This is a genomic window from Rhizobium sp. Root274 (assembly GCF_001429245.1).
In the GTDB taxonomy this organism is placed as follows: domain Bacteria; phylum Pseudomonadota; class Alphaproteobacteria; order Rhizobiales; family Rhizobiaceae; genus Allorhizobium.
In genome coordinates, this window is record NZ_LMJE01000008.1 from 281,467 (window position 1) to 294,492 (window position 13,026).

Consider the following 13,026-nt stretch of genomic DNA (forward strand, 5'->3'; position numbering starts at 1 on the left):
GATCACGCTCCAGCCCGTTCGCCAGCGGCGCGATGAATGGCGGCGCGGATGCGGGGATAGGTGCCGCAGCGACAGAGATTGCCGGACATGGCCTCGTCGATATCGGCATCCGTGGGCTTTGGATTGTTTTCGAGCAAGGCAACGGCGTTCATGATCTGGCCGGCCTGGCAATAGCCACACTGGGCAACCTGCTCATCCATCCAGGCCTGCTGCACAGGGTGAAGGCTGCCGGCAGAAGCGAGACCATCTATTGTCCTGACGGGGCTTGCCACGTCGCCCACTGCCGTCTGACAAGACCGCACAGCTTGTCCTTCGATGATCACAGTGCAGGCACCGCAAAGGCCTGCGCCACAGCCGAACTTGGGACCGAGAATCTTGAGCTCGTCCCGCAGAGCCCAGAGCAAGGGCATGTCGGCTTCTGCCTCCAGCAGGTGGTCCACTCCATTCACCGTGATGTGCACAGCCCAATCCTCCCTAGCTCTGACGATGTTGACAGAATGACAAAAATCGTCAATTTGTCAATCATGACAGACGGGAACGCAGACGAGCGGCGGGCGCTCATTCTTCAGGCGGCTTACGGCACCTTCGTCAGCTATGGGTTCAAACGTACGACCATGGACGACATTGCCCAGGCTGTGGGTCTCTCGCGGCCCGCGCTTTACATCCATTTTCGCAACAAGCAGGACATCTTCCGCGGGCTGATGCTGGCGATGATGGAGGATACGCGCCTGAAGGTCAGTGCTTGTCTGAGGCAAGCCCTGCCGCTCAGCGAAGCGATTGCGCTTGCCTTGCATGAAGGCATCATCGTGCCGCATCAGAAGATTCTGGAGACAGCGCATGGGGCCGAACTGTTCGACACCAGCCACGAATTTGCAGCTGACCTCTTTCTCGCCTGGATGAAAGCTGTGGAGGCGGAGATAGCGCTTGCGCTCACGCATGCCGCCGACACGAAGGCCATCACAATTCCGTCAGGACTTTCCGCCGTGGTTATTGCCTCGCTGATGATCGATGCCATCCAGGGCATGAAATCCCGCCGGCAGAGCATTGAGGAGGTGGCGGAAGCCATTCCGCAGCTTCTGACACTCACGCTTGGTCCGATCCTCGCCCGCTGAGGCGAGGCAATCGGGACGCAGGTCCGGTTGACAAGCGACGAGCTTTGATCCACCTCCAGAGCAACGTTCGAAGGTGCGCAGAGATTGAGCCATGTTCGCAGGAACCATTCCATCCGCCGATGCCTATGATCCGAAGCCACGTCGTGCCTCCGTTGCCGTCGACGTCGGCGGGGTAATCATCGGGGGTGGCGCTCCGGTTGTCGTTCAGTCGATGACCAACACCGATACAGCTGATGTGGATTCGACCGTCGCCCAGGTGGCCGCGCTATTTAAGGCTGGCTCGGAAGTCGTTCGCATCACCGTCGACCGGGACGAAAGTGCTGCGGCCGTCCCGAAAATCCGCGAGCGCCTTTTGCGTCTCGGCATGGATGTGCCGCTGATCGGCGACTTCCACTATATCGGGCACCGGCTGCTCGCCGATCATCCCGCCTGTGCGGAAGCTCTCGCCAAGTATCGGATCAATCCGGGCAATGTCGGTTTCAAGGACAAGAAGGACAAGCAATTCGCCGAGATCGTCGAAATGGCGATCCGCTATGACAAGCCGGTGCGCATTGGCGTCAACTGGGGCTCGCTCGATCAGGAACTGCTGACCCGGCTGATGGACGCCAATGCCGAGAACGGATCGCCGCTGTCAGCCCGCCAAGTGACGCGCGAGGCGATCGTGCAGTCGGCGCTGCTGTCGGCTGAACTGGCCGAAGAAATCGGTCTGCCGCGCAACCGCATCATTCTGTCCGCCAAGGTCAGCCAGGTGCAGGATTTGATCGCCGTCTATCAAATGCTCGCCGATCGCTCGGACCATGCCTTGCATCTCGGTCTGACCGAAGCCGGCATGGGCACCAAGGGTATTGTCGCCTCGTCTGCCGCCATGGGTTACGTCCTGCAGCACGGGATCGGCGACACGGTTCGTGTGTCACTGACGCCGGAACCGAACGGGGATCGCACCCGCGAAGTGCAGGTTGCGCAGGAACTCCTGCAGGTCATGGGGTTCCGTCAGTTTGTGCCAGTGGTTGCGGCATGTCCCGGCTGCGGACGCACGACGTCGACCGTTTTCCAGGAGCTCGCCCAGAAGATCCAGGACGATCTGCGCAAGAACATGCCGGTCTGGCGCGAGAAGTATCCCGGCGTCGAGGGCCTTAACGTGGCGGTCATGGGCTGCATCGTCAACGGTCCCGGCGAAAGCAAACATGCCGATATCGGCATTTCGCTGCCGGGTACTGGCGAAAATCCGGCAGCACCCGTGTTCATCGATGGGGAGAAGGCGATGACCCTGCGGGGTCCCAACATCGCGGCCGATTTCGAAGCACTGGTCGGCGACTACATCGAGAAACGATACGGCCGACGCTCGGCAGCAGAATGAGGCTGTGCGGCAACTTTTTGTTGCCGTAATTTCCCTGTTCAGGAATCATCAGCCTGTTCTTGGAGGGACATCGAGCATGATCAAGAAGATCGCCATCGTCGCGCTGTGCGCGACCTATCTGAGTGCCTGCACGACGACGGACCCGTATACGGGACAGCAGAAGGTTTCGAACACGGCCGGCGGCGCTGCCATTGGTGCAGCGGTCGGGGCGCTGGGCGGTCTGGCTGTCGGTGGTTCGCCCGTCGGGCGGCGCAATGCCGCGCTCATCGGTGCCGGTATCGGCGCATTGGCCGGTGGCGCCATCGGCAACTACATGGATCAGCAGGAATCGGAGCTTCGTGCGCAGTTGCAGGGCACTGGCATCTCGGTCACGCGCGTTGGCGACCGAATCATCCTGAACATGCCGTCCAACATCACCTTCGCCACCGATCAGGATGCGGTCATGCCGCAGTTCTATCCGACCTTGAACTCCGTCGCGATCGTTCTGCGCAAGTTCGACAAGACCCTGATCGACATCAACGGCCACACCGATTCGACCGGCAGCCTTGCGCATAACCAGGCGCTGTCGGAGCGTCGCGCCATGTCGGTGGCCAGCTACCTCAACGGCCAGGGCGTCGATCCGCGTCGCGTCTCGTCGCTCGGGTTCGGTCCGAGCCAGCCGATCGCGTCCAATGCCACGCCGGAGGGCCGCGCCCAGAACCGTCGCGTCGAAATCCAGATCTCGCCGCTCAAGCAGGGCTGAACCAATAGTCTTGTTCGAAGTCTTAAGGGCGCCGCCACAAGCGGCGCCCTTTTTCATTTCAGTGCTGGAGAAGCAATCGCGTACCCGCAGCCGTGAAGAGGACGGCAAGAGTGCCCTCGATATAGCGGCGCGCGGATCGATAAGCTCGGAGTGCACCGGGTAAAGAGAAGAGCCAGGCATATCCCATGAACACGGTGAAACCGGTCGTCAGGCATCCCGCGACAATCACGGCCACCGTTCCACCGGTGGCACCGACCGGCAGTCCGAGAGAGAGGATCGCAAGCCAGGCGAAGATCGCTTTCGGGTTGGTCAGGTGAATGGCATAGCCGCGCAGGAAGGTATGTCCGAAGCTTGTCGCGATGGCGCCTTTTGCCATCGGGTCCGTCGCACTCGCCGCCGAGCGGAAGGCGCGGAAAGCCAGGTAAAGCAGATAAAGGCCGCCGATGATCCGCAACGCGGTCACGGCATGGGCATACTGGGTGAGCACGGTCGCGAGACCAGCCGAGGCGGCCAGAGCCCAGGTCATCGAGCCGCAGAAGATACCCGCGGCCATGGTAAATCCGTGCCGCCGTCCCTGACCGAGAGAGGCGGATGCGATCGCCATGGTCGCTGGACCTGGGCTGAGCACTGCCACCAGATAGACCAGATAGGCGCTGAAGACCTGCGGCAGGTTTTCGAGGATGACTTGCATGGGACGCTCCGATCGTGGGGGAAGGTCTTACAACCTAGCCCGCGCACGTCCCATGTACACGTCAGATGATTTGATCGATCGCGGTCAAAAACTGATGGCATTCCTCGGCAGTGCCGATGGTCACGCGCAGATAATCCCCGATCCGCGGCTTGGCGAAGTGGCGAACCAGGACTGCGCGTTCGCGTAAGCCACGGGCGAGTTCGGCACCTTGATGAGCCGGATGACGGGCGAAGACGAAGTTGGCCGAAGATGGCAGCACTTCGAAACCACGCGTCTTCAGCGCGTCCGTTACCATGTCGCGATTGGCGATGATCTGATCCCGGGTTTGCTGGAACCAGGCCTTATCCTCGACAGCCGCAGTCGCAGCGGCCTGGGCAAGTGTGTCCAAGGGATAGGAATTGAAGCTGTCCTTCATCCGCTCCAGCGCCTCGATGAGCGGACGTTGCCCAAGGGCAAAGCCGATGCGGAGCCCGGCGAGCGACCTGGACTTGGAGAAGGTGTGAACCACCAGCAGGTTTTCATAGTGCGGGATGAGGCTTGCGGCAGTCTCGGCGCCGAAATCGACATAGGCTTCGTCGATAACCACCACCTGATCCGGATGAGATGCGACAAGTGCCTCGATCTCAGACAGGGGCAAGGCAATGCCTGTCGGGGCATTCGGGTTTGCAAGGATGATCGCGCCGCAGGGGCGGTTGTAATCGCCGATGTGGATAAGCATCGCATCATCCACCGGCACTTCCTCGACAGCGATTTCGAAGAGCCGGGCATAGGTTTTGTAAAAGCTGTAGGTGATATCAGAGCAGAGCAGTGGCTTGTCGTGCTTGAGAAGGGCTGCAAAGGTGAAGGCGAGAACCTCATCCGAGCCGTTGCCAACGAAGACCTGATCGGCTTCGAGACCGAAGTTCCGGGCGAGTGTCTCGCGCAGGCGGGACGACGAAGGGTCCGGATAGAGCCGCAGGCGATCACCCGAAGCGGCCGAGATCGCCTCCAGCACCCGCGGCGACGGGCCGAAGGGATTTTCGTTGGTGTTCAGCTTTACCAGCCCCGGGATCTTCGGCTGTTCACCGGCCACATAGGGTTCCAGATTGTGGACGGCAGGGGACCAGAAACGGCTCATGTCAGTTCTTCCTGTATGCGATGAAGCGGGCTGCTTCGATGAGGGCCGTGGCCGCGTCTCCATAGGTGGCGAGTTCGTCGCTGGCAGCGGTTACCAGACGCTTTAGTTCGGCTTCTGCCCAGGCCTGACCTTTGAGGGCCACCAGCGTGCCTTTGCCCTTTGCCGCGTCCTTTCCGGTTGCCTTGCCCATGGTGGCCGCGTCTGCCGTCAGATCGAGCAGATCGTCCGCCAATTGAAACGCGCGCCCGATCACTTCTCCAAACCGGCGCAGTTTGGCCCGGTCTTCGGCGTCCCGGCCAGCGATGACGGCGCCGGCTTCGCAGGCAAACCGCAGGAGCGCGCCGGTTTTCATCGATTGCAGCAGGACGATGCCGGCTTCGTCGGGCGTTTGTGTTTCGGCTGCAAGATCAAGCGCCTGACCGCCTGCCATGCCGCCTATTCCGGCTGCACGGGCGAGTTCAAGGACGAGCGTTGCCTTCGCGCTATCCTGCAGCGGCGTTTCCGGTGACGTGATGATGTCAAAAGCGTAAGTCAGCAGGCCGTCGCCTGCGAGAATTGCGGTGGCATAGTCATAAGCGATGTGAACGGTCGGCTTGCCGCGACGCAGGTCGTCGTCGTCCATGGCCGGAAGGTCGTCATGGACGAGCGAATAGCTGTGCAGACATTCCAGCGCGCAACCGACCTGAAGGGCGGCTTCTTCATTGCCGCCGAACAGTCGTGTCGCGGCGAGCAACAGATAGGGCCGCAGGCGCTTGCCGCCGTTCAATGCACCGTAATGCATGGCCTCGATCAGTCTCTGTGGACGTGCGATCTCTCCAGCGCGAGGCCGCGCATCAAGGAGCAAGCCCAGGCGGGCTTCCACCGAAGCTGCGTGGCGTGCGAGATTCTGTTCGAAAGTAGTCGAAGACGGGCCCATGCGGGCTATTTCGCACGGCACCCCAGGAGTGGCAACGGGAAATTCCGTCACAGTCCCCTGAGTTTGGCCCTGCTCTACTGGTCAATCGTCAAGAGGATGCGTATGACAGGCGAGCCCCCGAGATGAGTGGATCGATCTTCTTTGACAGCGGACGTGCAGGTTTTGGAGCAGGAGACGGAGGAAGCCCCGGTTGAGGAAGGCCAGGAGCGCTCGAGACTATGGCGTCGGATCGCCATCGGTGTCGTCGCCTTCCTTTGCGCACCCTATTTTCTGATCCTCGTCTACCGGCTCGATTTCATCCACCCCGTCTCCACCCTGATGCTGGCAGATCTCCTGACATTCCAGGGTTATGATCGCCGCTGGGTGGATTTCGAGGATATCTCGCCGAATGTCGTGCGCGCCGTGATGATGTCCGAAGACGGGCAGTTCTGCATCCATAACGGCGTCGATTGGGGGCAGCTGAAGGGCGTCGTCGATGATGCGCTCGCTGGCGAGGCGACCCGGGGTGCCAGCACGATACCCATGCAGACGGCCAAAAACCTGTTTCTCTGGAACAGTCGCTCATTTGTCCGCAAGGGCCTCGAATTGCCGCTGGCGCTTGCAGCTGACGCTGTCTGGCCCAAGGAGCGGATCATGGAGATCTATCTCAACATCGCCGAGTGGGGGCCAGGCATTTATGGTATCGAGGCTGCGGCTCGGTACCATTTCAAAACCTCCGCCGCCAAGCTCAGCGCCCGCCAGGCTGCACTGCTCGCCGTCGCGCTCCCCAACCCGATTGATCGGGTGGCCAGCAAGCCGGGCAAGGGCATGCAACGGCTGGCCAATGTCGTCGACCGCCGGGCAAAGCGATCGGGCGAATACATCACCTGTCTCTATGATTGAGATCAGCAAGTCTCGTTGGTCGTTTGCCTCAGATGCGGCTAACGTCGCTTTCATCTGAAGGGAAGGTGCCCATGTCCGATCTCGTCCTCTATATCGCCAACAAGAACTACTCGTCCTGGTCCTTCCGTCCGTGGATCGCCCTGACGGCTGCCGGTATTCCCTTTCGTGAAGAGTTGATCCCGTTCGGCCCCGGTGCGACGAGCCCACAGTTTCGCGACCTGTCTCCCACTGGACGGGTTCCGGTCTTGCACCATGGCCCTGTCAGGGTGTGGGAATCGCTCGCTATCATCGAATATGTTGCCGAGCTTTTTCCCGACGCCGGGCTTTGGCCGGATAATCCCGCCCGGCGGAGCATGGCGCGGTCGATTTCCATGGAGATGCTCTCCGGTTTTCGCGCTCTGCGGGGCGCTTGCCCGATGAACATACGTCGGCCGGTCAGGGCGATCGACCTACCGGAGGGCGTTCAGGCTGACGTGCAGCGGATCGAGGAGATTTGGCGCGACATGCGACAGCTGTCCGGTGGTCCCTTCCTGTTCGGCGCCTTCAGCGCGGCCGACGCGATGTTTGCTCCGGTGGTCAATCGGTTTTCTGCCTATGATCTCGTCAGTGCTCCAGAGACGCTTGATTACATGGCGGCGGTGAAAGCCCATCCCGCCTGGCGAGCCTGGGAGATGGCAGCACTTGCAGAAACCTGGATCGTGCCCGAAGACGAAGCCTGAACCGTCATTCGGGAGGGGCCGAAAAAATCGAGCCGGGGACTGGTCAAACCCCTCCCGGACATGTATAAGCCCGCCAAAATCCGAGTTCGCGACAGGTTCTGTCCGGCCTCATCGAGGCCGCTAAACCTGTTTTGCACCGTCACGTGGAGTAACGAAAATGGCTGTACCGAAGAGAAAAACAAGCCCGTCGAAGCGCGGTATGCGCCGTTCTGCGGACGCCCTGAAGGCCGCGACCTATGTCGAGGACAAGAATTCCGGCGAACTGCGTCGCCCGCACCATATCGATCTGAAGACCGGTATGTATCGCGGCCGTCAGGTTCTGACGCCGAAGGAAAGCGCATAATTTCTGCGTGACATCCTGTTTGTTGAAGGCCGGCCTTAGCGCCGGCCTTTACTTTTTTAGTCAAGACATTGTTAACTCACGCAGGAGAAGGCCGCCGGACGGGCGTGAACTCCAGGTGAGGAAGGATGTCTGATGTTTGTCGCCATACCCTTGATGATCGTGCCGTTCGTCTTTTACAACGCCGTCATGCTGGGAAGTGGTCTACCTTCTTTCGCCGCCACGCTTGTCACGGTGCCGATGCTCTCGGGCGCCCTCTGGACAATCACCTTGGGTGATGTCGTCGTGCTGACGGCGCTGGCCGCGCTGTTCTTCGAAGTCTTGAAGGCGACGATGAGCAATCGCGGTTCGCTCATTAATCATATGCTCTCCATGCTGGTCTTCGTCGTGTTTCTCGTCGAGTTCCTGCTGGTCAGGGATGCAGCCACGCAGCTTTTCTTCACGCTGATGGTGATCGCCTTCATCGACGTCGTCGCTGGTTTCACGATTTCCAACCGGGCCGCCGGACGAGACGTGTCGATCGGGCTCTGATCTGATCGAAGAATAAAAAAGGCCCCGGAGCGGGGCCTTTCGTCTCAGAGATTGTCGAGCTTGCTTTGCAGGGAGCGCAGCTGCTCCTTCAATTCATCAATGTCTTTGGCTTCGGCCTTGCGGGTCTCCTTGGCAGGTTGCTGACCGCCGAGGAAGGGCGAGAACATCTGCATCGCCTGCTGGAACATCTCGGTATTGCGCTTGACCTGTTCTTCCAACAACTGGATCGGCATCTGCAGATTCTTCGACAGTGGATGATCGCCAAAGGCCTTGGTCATCTGCTCGCGCATCTGGGTCTGCTGCTCGGTGAAGGCCTTCATCGAGTGCTCCAGGAAGCTCGGCACCACCATCTGCATCTGATCGCCGTAGTAGCTGATCAGCTGGCGCAGGAAAGAGATCGGGAGTAGCGTATTGCCCGTCTTTGACTCCTGTTCGAAGATGATCTGGGTCAGGACAGAGTGCGTGATGTCTTCGCCGGACTTGGCGTCCTGCACCAGAAAATCCTCGCCCTTCTTGACCATCTTGGCCAAGTCCTCAAGCGTCACGTAAGTGCTCGTGCCGGTATTATAGAGGCGTCGATTGGCGTATTTCTTGATAACGATTTCGCCATCGGCTTTGGCCATTGCGGTCTCCTAACCCGTCGTTTTTCGGTTATTTTTGCTCTTCCCAGTGATGAATGTAAGCGCAAATGAGAGCTGGTGACAATCTCTTTGTGCAATGCACGAAAGCGAATTGACGAAAGACAGGACCTTGCAACCAAAGAACGATCCGGCGGGGTTTATCCTGTTTGACACCGGCGGCAGTCTTTGACAGTTTCTTTCGAAACACAACATTTCGGAGGAGACGTCCATGACCAGTCCGTCCATCGTCATCGCCAGCGCCGCCAGAACGCCGGTCGGTTCGTTCAATGGTGCCCTGTCATCCGTTGCCGCACATGATCTCGGGGCCGTGGCCATCAAGGCCGTGCTTGAGCGTGCGGGCGTGGAGGCCGGCGAGGTCGACGAAGTCATCCTCGGACAGATCCTGACGGCAGGCCAGGGGCAGAACCCCGCTCGACAGGCTGCGATGAAGGCCGGCATTCCGCAGGAAGCAACGGCCTGGGGCCTCAATCAGCTGTGCGGTTCGGGCCTGCGCGCCGTTGCCATCGGCATGCAGCAGATCCTGACTGGCGACGCCAAGATCATCATCGCCGGAGGGCAGGAATCCATGTCCATGGCGCCGCATTGCGCGCATCTGCGCAATGGCACCAAGATGGGCGACCTGAAGATGGTCGACACGATGATCAAGGATGGCCTGACGGATGCCTTTTACGGCTATCATATGGGCACGACCGCAGAAAACGTGGCGCGCCAGTGGCAGCTGACCCGTGAGGAGCAGGACGCGTTTGCGGTCGCCTCCCAGAACAAGGCGGAAGCGGCTCAGGTTGCCGGCCGCTTCAAGGACGAAATCGTGCCGGTCATCGTGCCCGGCCGCAAGGGTGATGTCACTGTCGATCAGGACGAATACATTCGGATCGGTGCGACGCTCGAAAGCATGCAGAAGCTGAAGCCCGCCTTCGACAAGGAAGGCAGCGTGACTGCCGGCAACGCGTCCGGCATCAATGATGGCGCCGCCGCTGCCCTGCTGATGACCGAGGCTGAAGCCTCGCGTCGCGGCATCGCGCCGCTTGCACGCATTGTCTCTTGGGCAACGGCGGGTGTCGATCCGAAGATCATGGGCACCGGCCCGATCCCGGCATCGCGCAAAGCTCTTGAAAAGGCCGGGTGGAAGATCTCCGACCTTGATCTGGTCGAAGCCAACGAAGCCTTCGCTGCCCAGGCCTGCGCAGTCAACAAGGACCTCGGCTGGGATACCTCGATCGTCAACGTGAACGGCGGTGCCATTGCGATTGGCCATCCGGTCGGTGCGTCGGGTGCGCGCATCCTCAACACGCTTGTATTCGAGATGAAACGCCGCGGCGCCAAGAAGGGTCTCGCCACGCTCTGCATCGGCGGTGGCATGGGCGTCGCCATGTGCCTCGAAGCTCTCTGAGATTGAAGGCGTGGCGTTTTCGCCAGCAGTTCATCCATTGATATTGTCTTTCCCGGTCGCGAACCGGGGACGACATTCTTGTGCCAAGGCGGAAGATATCGCCTGACACACACACCACGGAACGGGAACGCGAAGAACCGATAAGGGGAGGACTGACGATGAGCAGAGTAGCTTTGGTGACCGGCGGCACGCGCGGGATCGGAGCGGCGATTTCAATCGCATTGAAGGCGGCCGGGTACAAGGTCGCAGCCAACTTCGCGGGTAATGAGGAAAAGGCCAAGGCCTTCGAAGCCGAAACCGGCATACCCGTGTTCAAGTGGGACGTGTCCAGCTATCAGGCTTGCGCCGAGGGCATTGCTGCCGTCGAGGCGGCGCTCGGCCCGGTTGAAGTCCTGGTCAACAATGCGGGCATTACGCGCGACGCCATGTTCCACAAGATGACCCCGGAGCAGTGGGGGGAGGTTATCGGCACAAACCTCACCGGTCTGTTCAACATGACCCATCCGCTGTGGAGCGGCATGCGCGATCGCAATTTCGGTCGCGTCATCAACATCTCCTCGATCAACGGGCAGAAGGGCCAGATGGGGCAGGCCAATTATTCCGCCGCAAAAGCGGGTGATCTGGGTTTCACCAAGGCGCTAGCCCAGGAGGGTGCCGCCAAGGGAATTACAGTCAACGCCATCTGCCCCGGATATATTGGCACCGAGATGGTGCGTGCGATCCCGGAAAAGGTCCTGAACGAGCGCATCATCCCGCAGATCCCCGTTGGTCGCCTCGGAGAGCCTGAGGAAATTGCGCGCTGCGTGGTATTTCTTGCGTCCGATGATGCCGGTTTCATCACGGGATCGACGATCTCTGCGAATGGTGGTCAGTTCTTCGTCTGATCGCAATCGACCGTAAGCTGTTAAGGAACAGCGCGGAGGAGCACGGCCAGAACTCTTAATATCCACCGCTTCCTATGGTTAAGCAGTTGTAATTCCACATCATCTAGCGGTGAACGAAACGAGAAAACACCTGCGTCTGCGATTCGTCGCTGATTCGTTCCGGCTTTGATCGAGAGGTTAACGCCGAAACAGAAAAGGCCGCCGAACATGGGTTCGGCGGCCTTTTCTGTGACGTCAATACTGTTAGCGGCAGCGAGCTTCGTAGGTGCGGCCGTAGCGATCGCGATAGACGCAGTAACCGGCACGTTCCTGCGAGTTGCCGATCAGAGCGCCAGCGACACCGCCGACAGCTGCGCCGACTGCTGCACCACGGACATTGCCGGTTGCAACGCCACCGATGATGGCGCCGGAAGCAGCACCAATGCCGGCACCGCGTTCGGTTTGCGTGCAAGAAGCGAGAGGGGCGATCAATGCCAATGCCAGAAGGGTCTTTTTCATCGTCGTTTCCTTTTCCCTAGAGTTTAAATTCGACCCATCAACATCAGGATGATGAGGATGAGCAGTACCAGTCCAAGACCCCCCGACGGGCCGTAACCCCAGCCGCGGCTATAGCCCCAGCTCGGCAATGCGCCGATCAGCAGCAGAATCAAAATGACGATGAGAATTGTACTCATGGGGGGCCTCTCCTAAGCCTATGTGGAACATTGCGTCTTGTGCGGAGTGAACGCGACCGGCAGAACTTTGTTCCCGCCGGCGCGCTGCCCCCGCAAGCAGCCGTAGCGTTTCACTCGCGGCCGCGCGGGCGAACGACCGGTTGTTCTCTTGAGGTGCCTGCGGGGAAAGAACCTCCAGCCCGTCGACGAAGGCGCCGATCACCTGGTCTGTCCGCTCCTGATGCTCCACCATCGGCAGGTGTCCGCAGCGACTGAAGACAACGGTTTGAACACGTTGCATCAAGCGCGAAACCCGCAACTGATGCTCCGGTGGGACAATCGCGTCATTGGCGCCGACGATGTTCAGAACCGGCACCCGGATGCCACCCAGATCCCTCAGGAGCGTGGTATCCGACATAAAACGGATGCAGGCGGCAATGTCTTCAGGCCGCGCCTGCGCCAATTGCCGGCGGACCTCCTCCATCGCATTGACCGCTTCCTCGTCCTGCCAGGGGCAATTGCGGTCAAAAACGCATTCGATCGAGCCCCAGCGAAACTGCTCCGGTGTCGAAATCCAGCGCTTGAAAAATTGGCGAAACAGGAAGGGCCCTATGTGGGGTGCGCGCAGCAGGCGTGCGGCGAGCCGCTCCTGCCCCTCGAAGCGGCCGCAGGCAAAGCCGCCGATCATGACGACTGAGCGCACCAGTTCCGGATAGTCGCGGGCGATCAGCAGTGCCACGAAGCCGCCGGTCGAATGGCCGATGAGATTGACCGGGGCACCTGCGAAATCGCGCCTGATGGCTTTGGCATAGGCTCGCGCGACCTGACGGGCTTCAGGCGGCTGACCGGGTTCATCGAGATGCCATGGATGATGACCGGGCAACGGATAGCCGAGTGAATGTCCCCGTCGCACGACCTCGGGCGCATAGGCCTCCCAGAAAGAAGGAGCCATGACCATTCCATGGATCAGCACGAAGTTCTGATCGGTTTCATTTGATCCGATCCAATGGGCGGGCGGGGGCGTTAGCGTCATCATCATCACCTCAACCCC

The 13,026-nt window shown here is 60.2% G+C and carries 17 protein-coding genes; 9 read left to right on the plus strand and 8 right to left on the minus strand.

What is annotated here, in order from left to right; genetic code table 11:
- Positions 1-2: 2 nt before the first annotated feature.
- A complete protein-coding gene (locus ASE36_RS16490; RefSeq protein ID WP_062282118.1) occupies positions 3-461 on the minus strand; it encodes a (2Fe-2S)-binding protein in 459 nt (152 codons plus the stop codon).
- Positions 462-524: 63 nt separating this feature from the next.
- On the opposite strand from ASE36_RS16490, the gene ASE36_RS16495 reads away from it, so the two are divergent.
- From ASE36_RS16495 to ASE36_RS16505, 3 genes are all read left to right on the plus strand, one after another.
- Entirely contained in the window at positions 525-1,112 is a 588-nt protein-coding gene (locus ASE36_RS16495; protein WP_162244226.1) for a TetR/AcrR family transcriptional regulator, read from the plus strand.
- A 91-nt stretch (positions 1,113-1,203) separates the two neighbouring features.
- Positions 1,204-2,469: a flavodoxin-dependent (E)-4-hydroxy-3-methylbut-2-enyl-diphosphate synthase gene (gene ispG, locus ASE36_RS16500; protein ID WP_062282125.1), complete on the plus strand. Its 1,266-nt coding sequence runs from the start codon at positions 1,204-1,206 to the stop codon at positions 2,467-2,469.
- 76 nt (positions 2,470-2,545) lie between these two features.
- The gene (locus ASE36_RS16505) at positions 2,546-3,211 is read left to right on the plus strand and encodes an OmpA family protein (protein ID WP_062282128.1); all 666 of its coding nucleotides are present in this window, start codon (positions 2,546-2,548) and stop codon (positions 3,209-3,211) included.
- A gap of 58 nt (positions 3,212-3,269) precedes the next feature.
- On the opposite strand, the gene ASE36_RS16510 is transcribed toward ASE36_RS16505, so the two are convergent.
- The 3 genes from ASE36_RS16510 to ASE36_RS16520 form a co-directional block, all read right to left on the minus strand.
- Positions 3,270-3,902, minus strand: a complete 633-nt coding sequence (locus ASE36_RS16510) for a LysE family translocator (RefSeq protein ID WP_062282131.1) — start codon at positions 3,900-3,902, stop codon at positions 3,270-3,272.
- Between the two features lie 61 nt (positions 3,903-3,963).
- Positions 3,964-5,019, minus strand: coding sequence for a histidinol-phosphate transaminase (gene hisC, locus ASE36_RS16515; protein ID WP_062282134.1), 1,056 nt, complete (start codon positions 5,017-5,019; stop codon positions 3,964-3,966).
- A gap of 1 nt (position 5,020) precedes the next feature.
- Positions 5,021-5,935 (minus strand): polyprenyl synthetase family protein, encoded by a 915-nt coding sequence (locus ASE36_RS16520; RefSeq protein ID WP_062282137.1) that lies wholly within the window; start codon positions 5,933-5,935, stop codon positions 5,021-5,023.
- 141 nt (positions 5,936-6,076) lie between these two features.
- On the opposite strand from ASE36_RS16520, the gene mtgA reads away from it, so the two are divergent.
- The 4 genes from mtgA to ASE36_RS16540 all read left to right on the plus strand — a co-directional run bounded on the left by mtgA (position 6,077) and on the right by ASE36_RS16540 (position 8,407).
- A complete protein-coding gene (gene mtgA / locus ASE36_RS16525) occupies positions 6,077-6,817 on the plus strand; it encodes a monofunctional biosynthetic peptidoglycan transglycosylase (RefSeq protein WP_082511153.1) in 741 nt (246 codons plus the stop codon).
- A gap of 71 nt (positions 6,818-6,888) precedes the next feature.
- Entirely contained in the window at positions 6,889-7,536 is a 648-nt protein-coding gene (locus tag ASE36_RS16530) for a glutathione S-transferase family protein (RefSeq protein WP_062282143.1), read from the plus strand.
- 157 nt (positions 7,537-7,693) lie between these two features.
- Positions 7,694-7,879 carry a 50S ribosomal protein L32 gene (rpmF, locus tag ASE36_RS16535; RefSeq protein ID WP_016556742.1) on the plus strand — a complete coding sequence of 62 codons (186 nt, stop codon included), beginning with the start codon at positions 7,694-7,696 and terminating at the stop codon, positions 7,877-7,879.
- Positions 7,880-8,011: 132 nt separating this feature from the next.
- The gene (locus ASE36_RS16540; RefSeq protein WP_062282147.1) at positions 8,012-8,407 is read left to right on the plus strand and encodes a hypothetical protein; all 396 of its coding nucleotides are present in this window, start codon (positions 8,012-8,014) and stop codon (positions 8,405-8,407) included.
- 44 nt (positions 8,408-8,451) lie between these two features.
- Here the strand turns inward: ASE36_RS16540 and phaR are convergent, their stop codons facing one another.
- Complete coding sequence (phaR, locus tag ASE36_RS16545) at positions 8,452-9,030, minus strand: polyhydroxyalkanoate synthesis repressor PhaR (RefSeq protein ID WP_062282150.1); 579 nt, start codon at positions 9,028-9,030, stop codon at positions 8,452-8,454.
- Between the two features lie 226 nt (positions 9,031-9,256).
- On the opposite strand from phaR, the gene ASE36_RS16550 reads away from it, so the two are divergent.
- Both ASE36_RS16550 and ASE36_RS16555 read left to right on the plus strand, forming a co-directional pair.
- Complete coding sequence (locus ASE36_RS16550) at positions 9,257-10,438, plus strand: acetyl-CoA C-acetyltransferase (protein ID WP_062282153.1); 1,182 nt, start codon at positions 9,257-9,259, stop codon at positions 10,436-10,438.
- Between the two features lie 158 nt (positions 10,439-10,596).
- On the plus strand, positions 10,597-11,322 hold the full coding sequence (locus ASE36_RS16555; RefSeq protein WP_062282156.1) for a beta-ketoacyl-ACP reductase: 726 nt from the start codon (positions 10,597-10,599) through the stop codon (positions 11,320-11,322).
- Positions 11,323-11,565: 243 nt separating this feature from the next.
- Here the strand turns inward: ASE36_RS16555 and ASE36_RS16560 are convergent, their stop codons facing one another.
- The 3 genes from ASE36_RS16560 to ASE36_RS16565 are packed head-to-tail and all read right to left on the minus strand — an operon-like array spanning position 11,566 to position 13,014.
- Complete coding sequence (locus ASE36_RS16560) at positions 11,566-11,820, minus strand: glycine zipper domain-containing protein (RefSeq protein WP_062282159.1); 255 nt, start codon at positions 11,818-11,820, stop codon at positions 11,566-11,568.
- 23 nt (positions 11,821-11,843) lie between these two features.
- Complete coding sequence (locus ASE36_RS22275; protein WP_082511155.1) at positions 11,844-11,996, minus strand: DUF3309 family protein; 153 nt, start codon at positions 11,994-11,996, stop codon at positions 11,844-11,846.
- Complete coding sequence (locus ASE36_RS16565; RefSeq protein WP_320410155.1) at positions 11,929-13,014, minus strand: alpha/beta hydrolase; 1,086 nt, start codon at positions 13,012-13,014, stop codon at positions 11,929-11,931. The genes ASE36_RS22275 and ASE36_RS16565 overlap by 68 nt, the downstream gene beginning before the upstream one ends.
- Positions 13,015-13,026 lie beyond the last annotated feature (12 nt).

What these genes read in the sequence shown, in the direction of transcription:
- ASE36_RS16540 (WP_062282147.1), top strand. Translation starts at nt 8,012, where the DNA reads ATGTTTGTCGCCATACCCTTGATGATCGTGCCGTTCGTCTTTTACAAC.
- ASE36_RS22275 (WP_082511155.1), bottom strand. Translation starts at nt 11,996, where the DNA reads ATGAGTACAATTCTCATCGTCATTTTGATTCTGCTGCTGATCGGCGCA.
- ASE36_RS16530 (WP_062282143.1), top strand. Translation starts at nt 6,889, where the DNA reads ATGTCCGATCTCGTCCTCTATATCGCCAACAAGAACTACTCGTCCTGG.
- ASE36_RS16560 (WP_062282159.1), bottom strand. Translation starts at nt 11,820, where the DNA reads ATGAAAAAGACCCTTCTGGCATTGGCATTGATCGCCCCTCTCGCTTCT.
- ASE36_RS16520 (WP_062282137.1), bottom strand. Translation starts at nt 5,935, where the DNA reads ATGGGCCCGTCTTCGACTACTTTCGAACAGAATCTCGCACGCCACGCA.
- ASE36_RS16565 (WP_320410155.1), bottom strand. Translation starts at nt 13,014, where the DNA reads ATGATGATGACGCTAACGCCCCCGCCCGCCCATTGGATCGGATCAAAT.
- ASE36_RS16510 (WP_062282131.1), bottom strand. Translation starts at nt 3,902, where the DNA reads ATGCAAGTCATCCTCGAAAACCTGCCGCAGGTCTTCAGCGCCTATCTG.
- hisC (WP_062282134.1), bottom strand. Translation starts at nt 5,019, where the DNA reads ATGAGCCGTTTCTGGTCCCCTGCCGTCCACAATCTGGAACCCTATGTG.
- ispG (WP_062282125.1), top strand. Translation starts at nt 1,204, where the DNA reads ATGTTCGCAGGAACCATTCCATCCGCCGATGCCTATGATCCGAAGCCA.
- ASE36_RS16550 (WP_062282153.1), top strand. Translation starts at nt 9,257, where the DNA reads ATGACCAGTCCGTCCATCGTCATCGCCAGCGCCGCCAGAACGCCGGTC.
- ASE36_RS16505 (WP_062282128.1), top strand. Translation starts at nt 2,546, where the DNA reads ATGATCAAGAAGATCGCCATCGTCGCGCTGTGCGCGACCTATCTGAGT.
- ASE36_RS16555 (WP_062282156.1), top strand. Translation starts at nt 10,597, where the DNA reads ATGAGCAGAGTAGCTTTGGTGACCGGCGGCACGCGCGGGATCGGAGCG.
- ASE36_RS16495 (WP_162244226.1), top strand. Translation starts at nt 525, where the DNA reads ATGACAGACGGGAACGCAGACGAGCGGCGGGCGCTCATTCTTCAGGCG.
- phaR (WP_062282150.1), bottom strand. Translation starts at nt 9,030, where the DNA reads ATGGCCAAAGCCGATGGCGAAATCGTTATCAAGAAATACGCCAATCGA.
- rpmF (WP_016556742.1), top strand. Translation starts at nt 7,694, where the DNA reads ATGGCTGTACCGAAGAGAAAAACAAGCCCGTCGAAGCGCGGTATGCGC.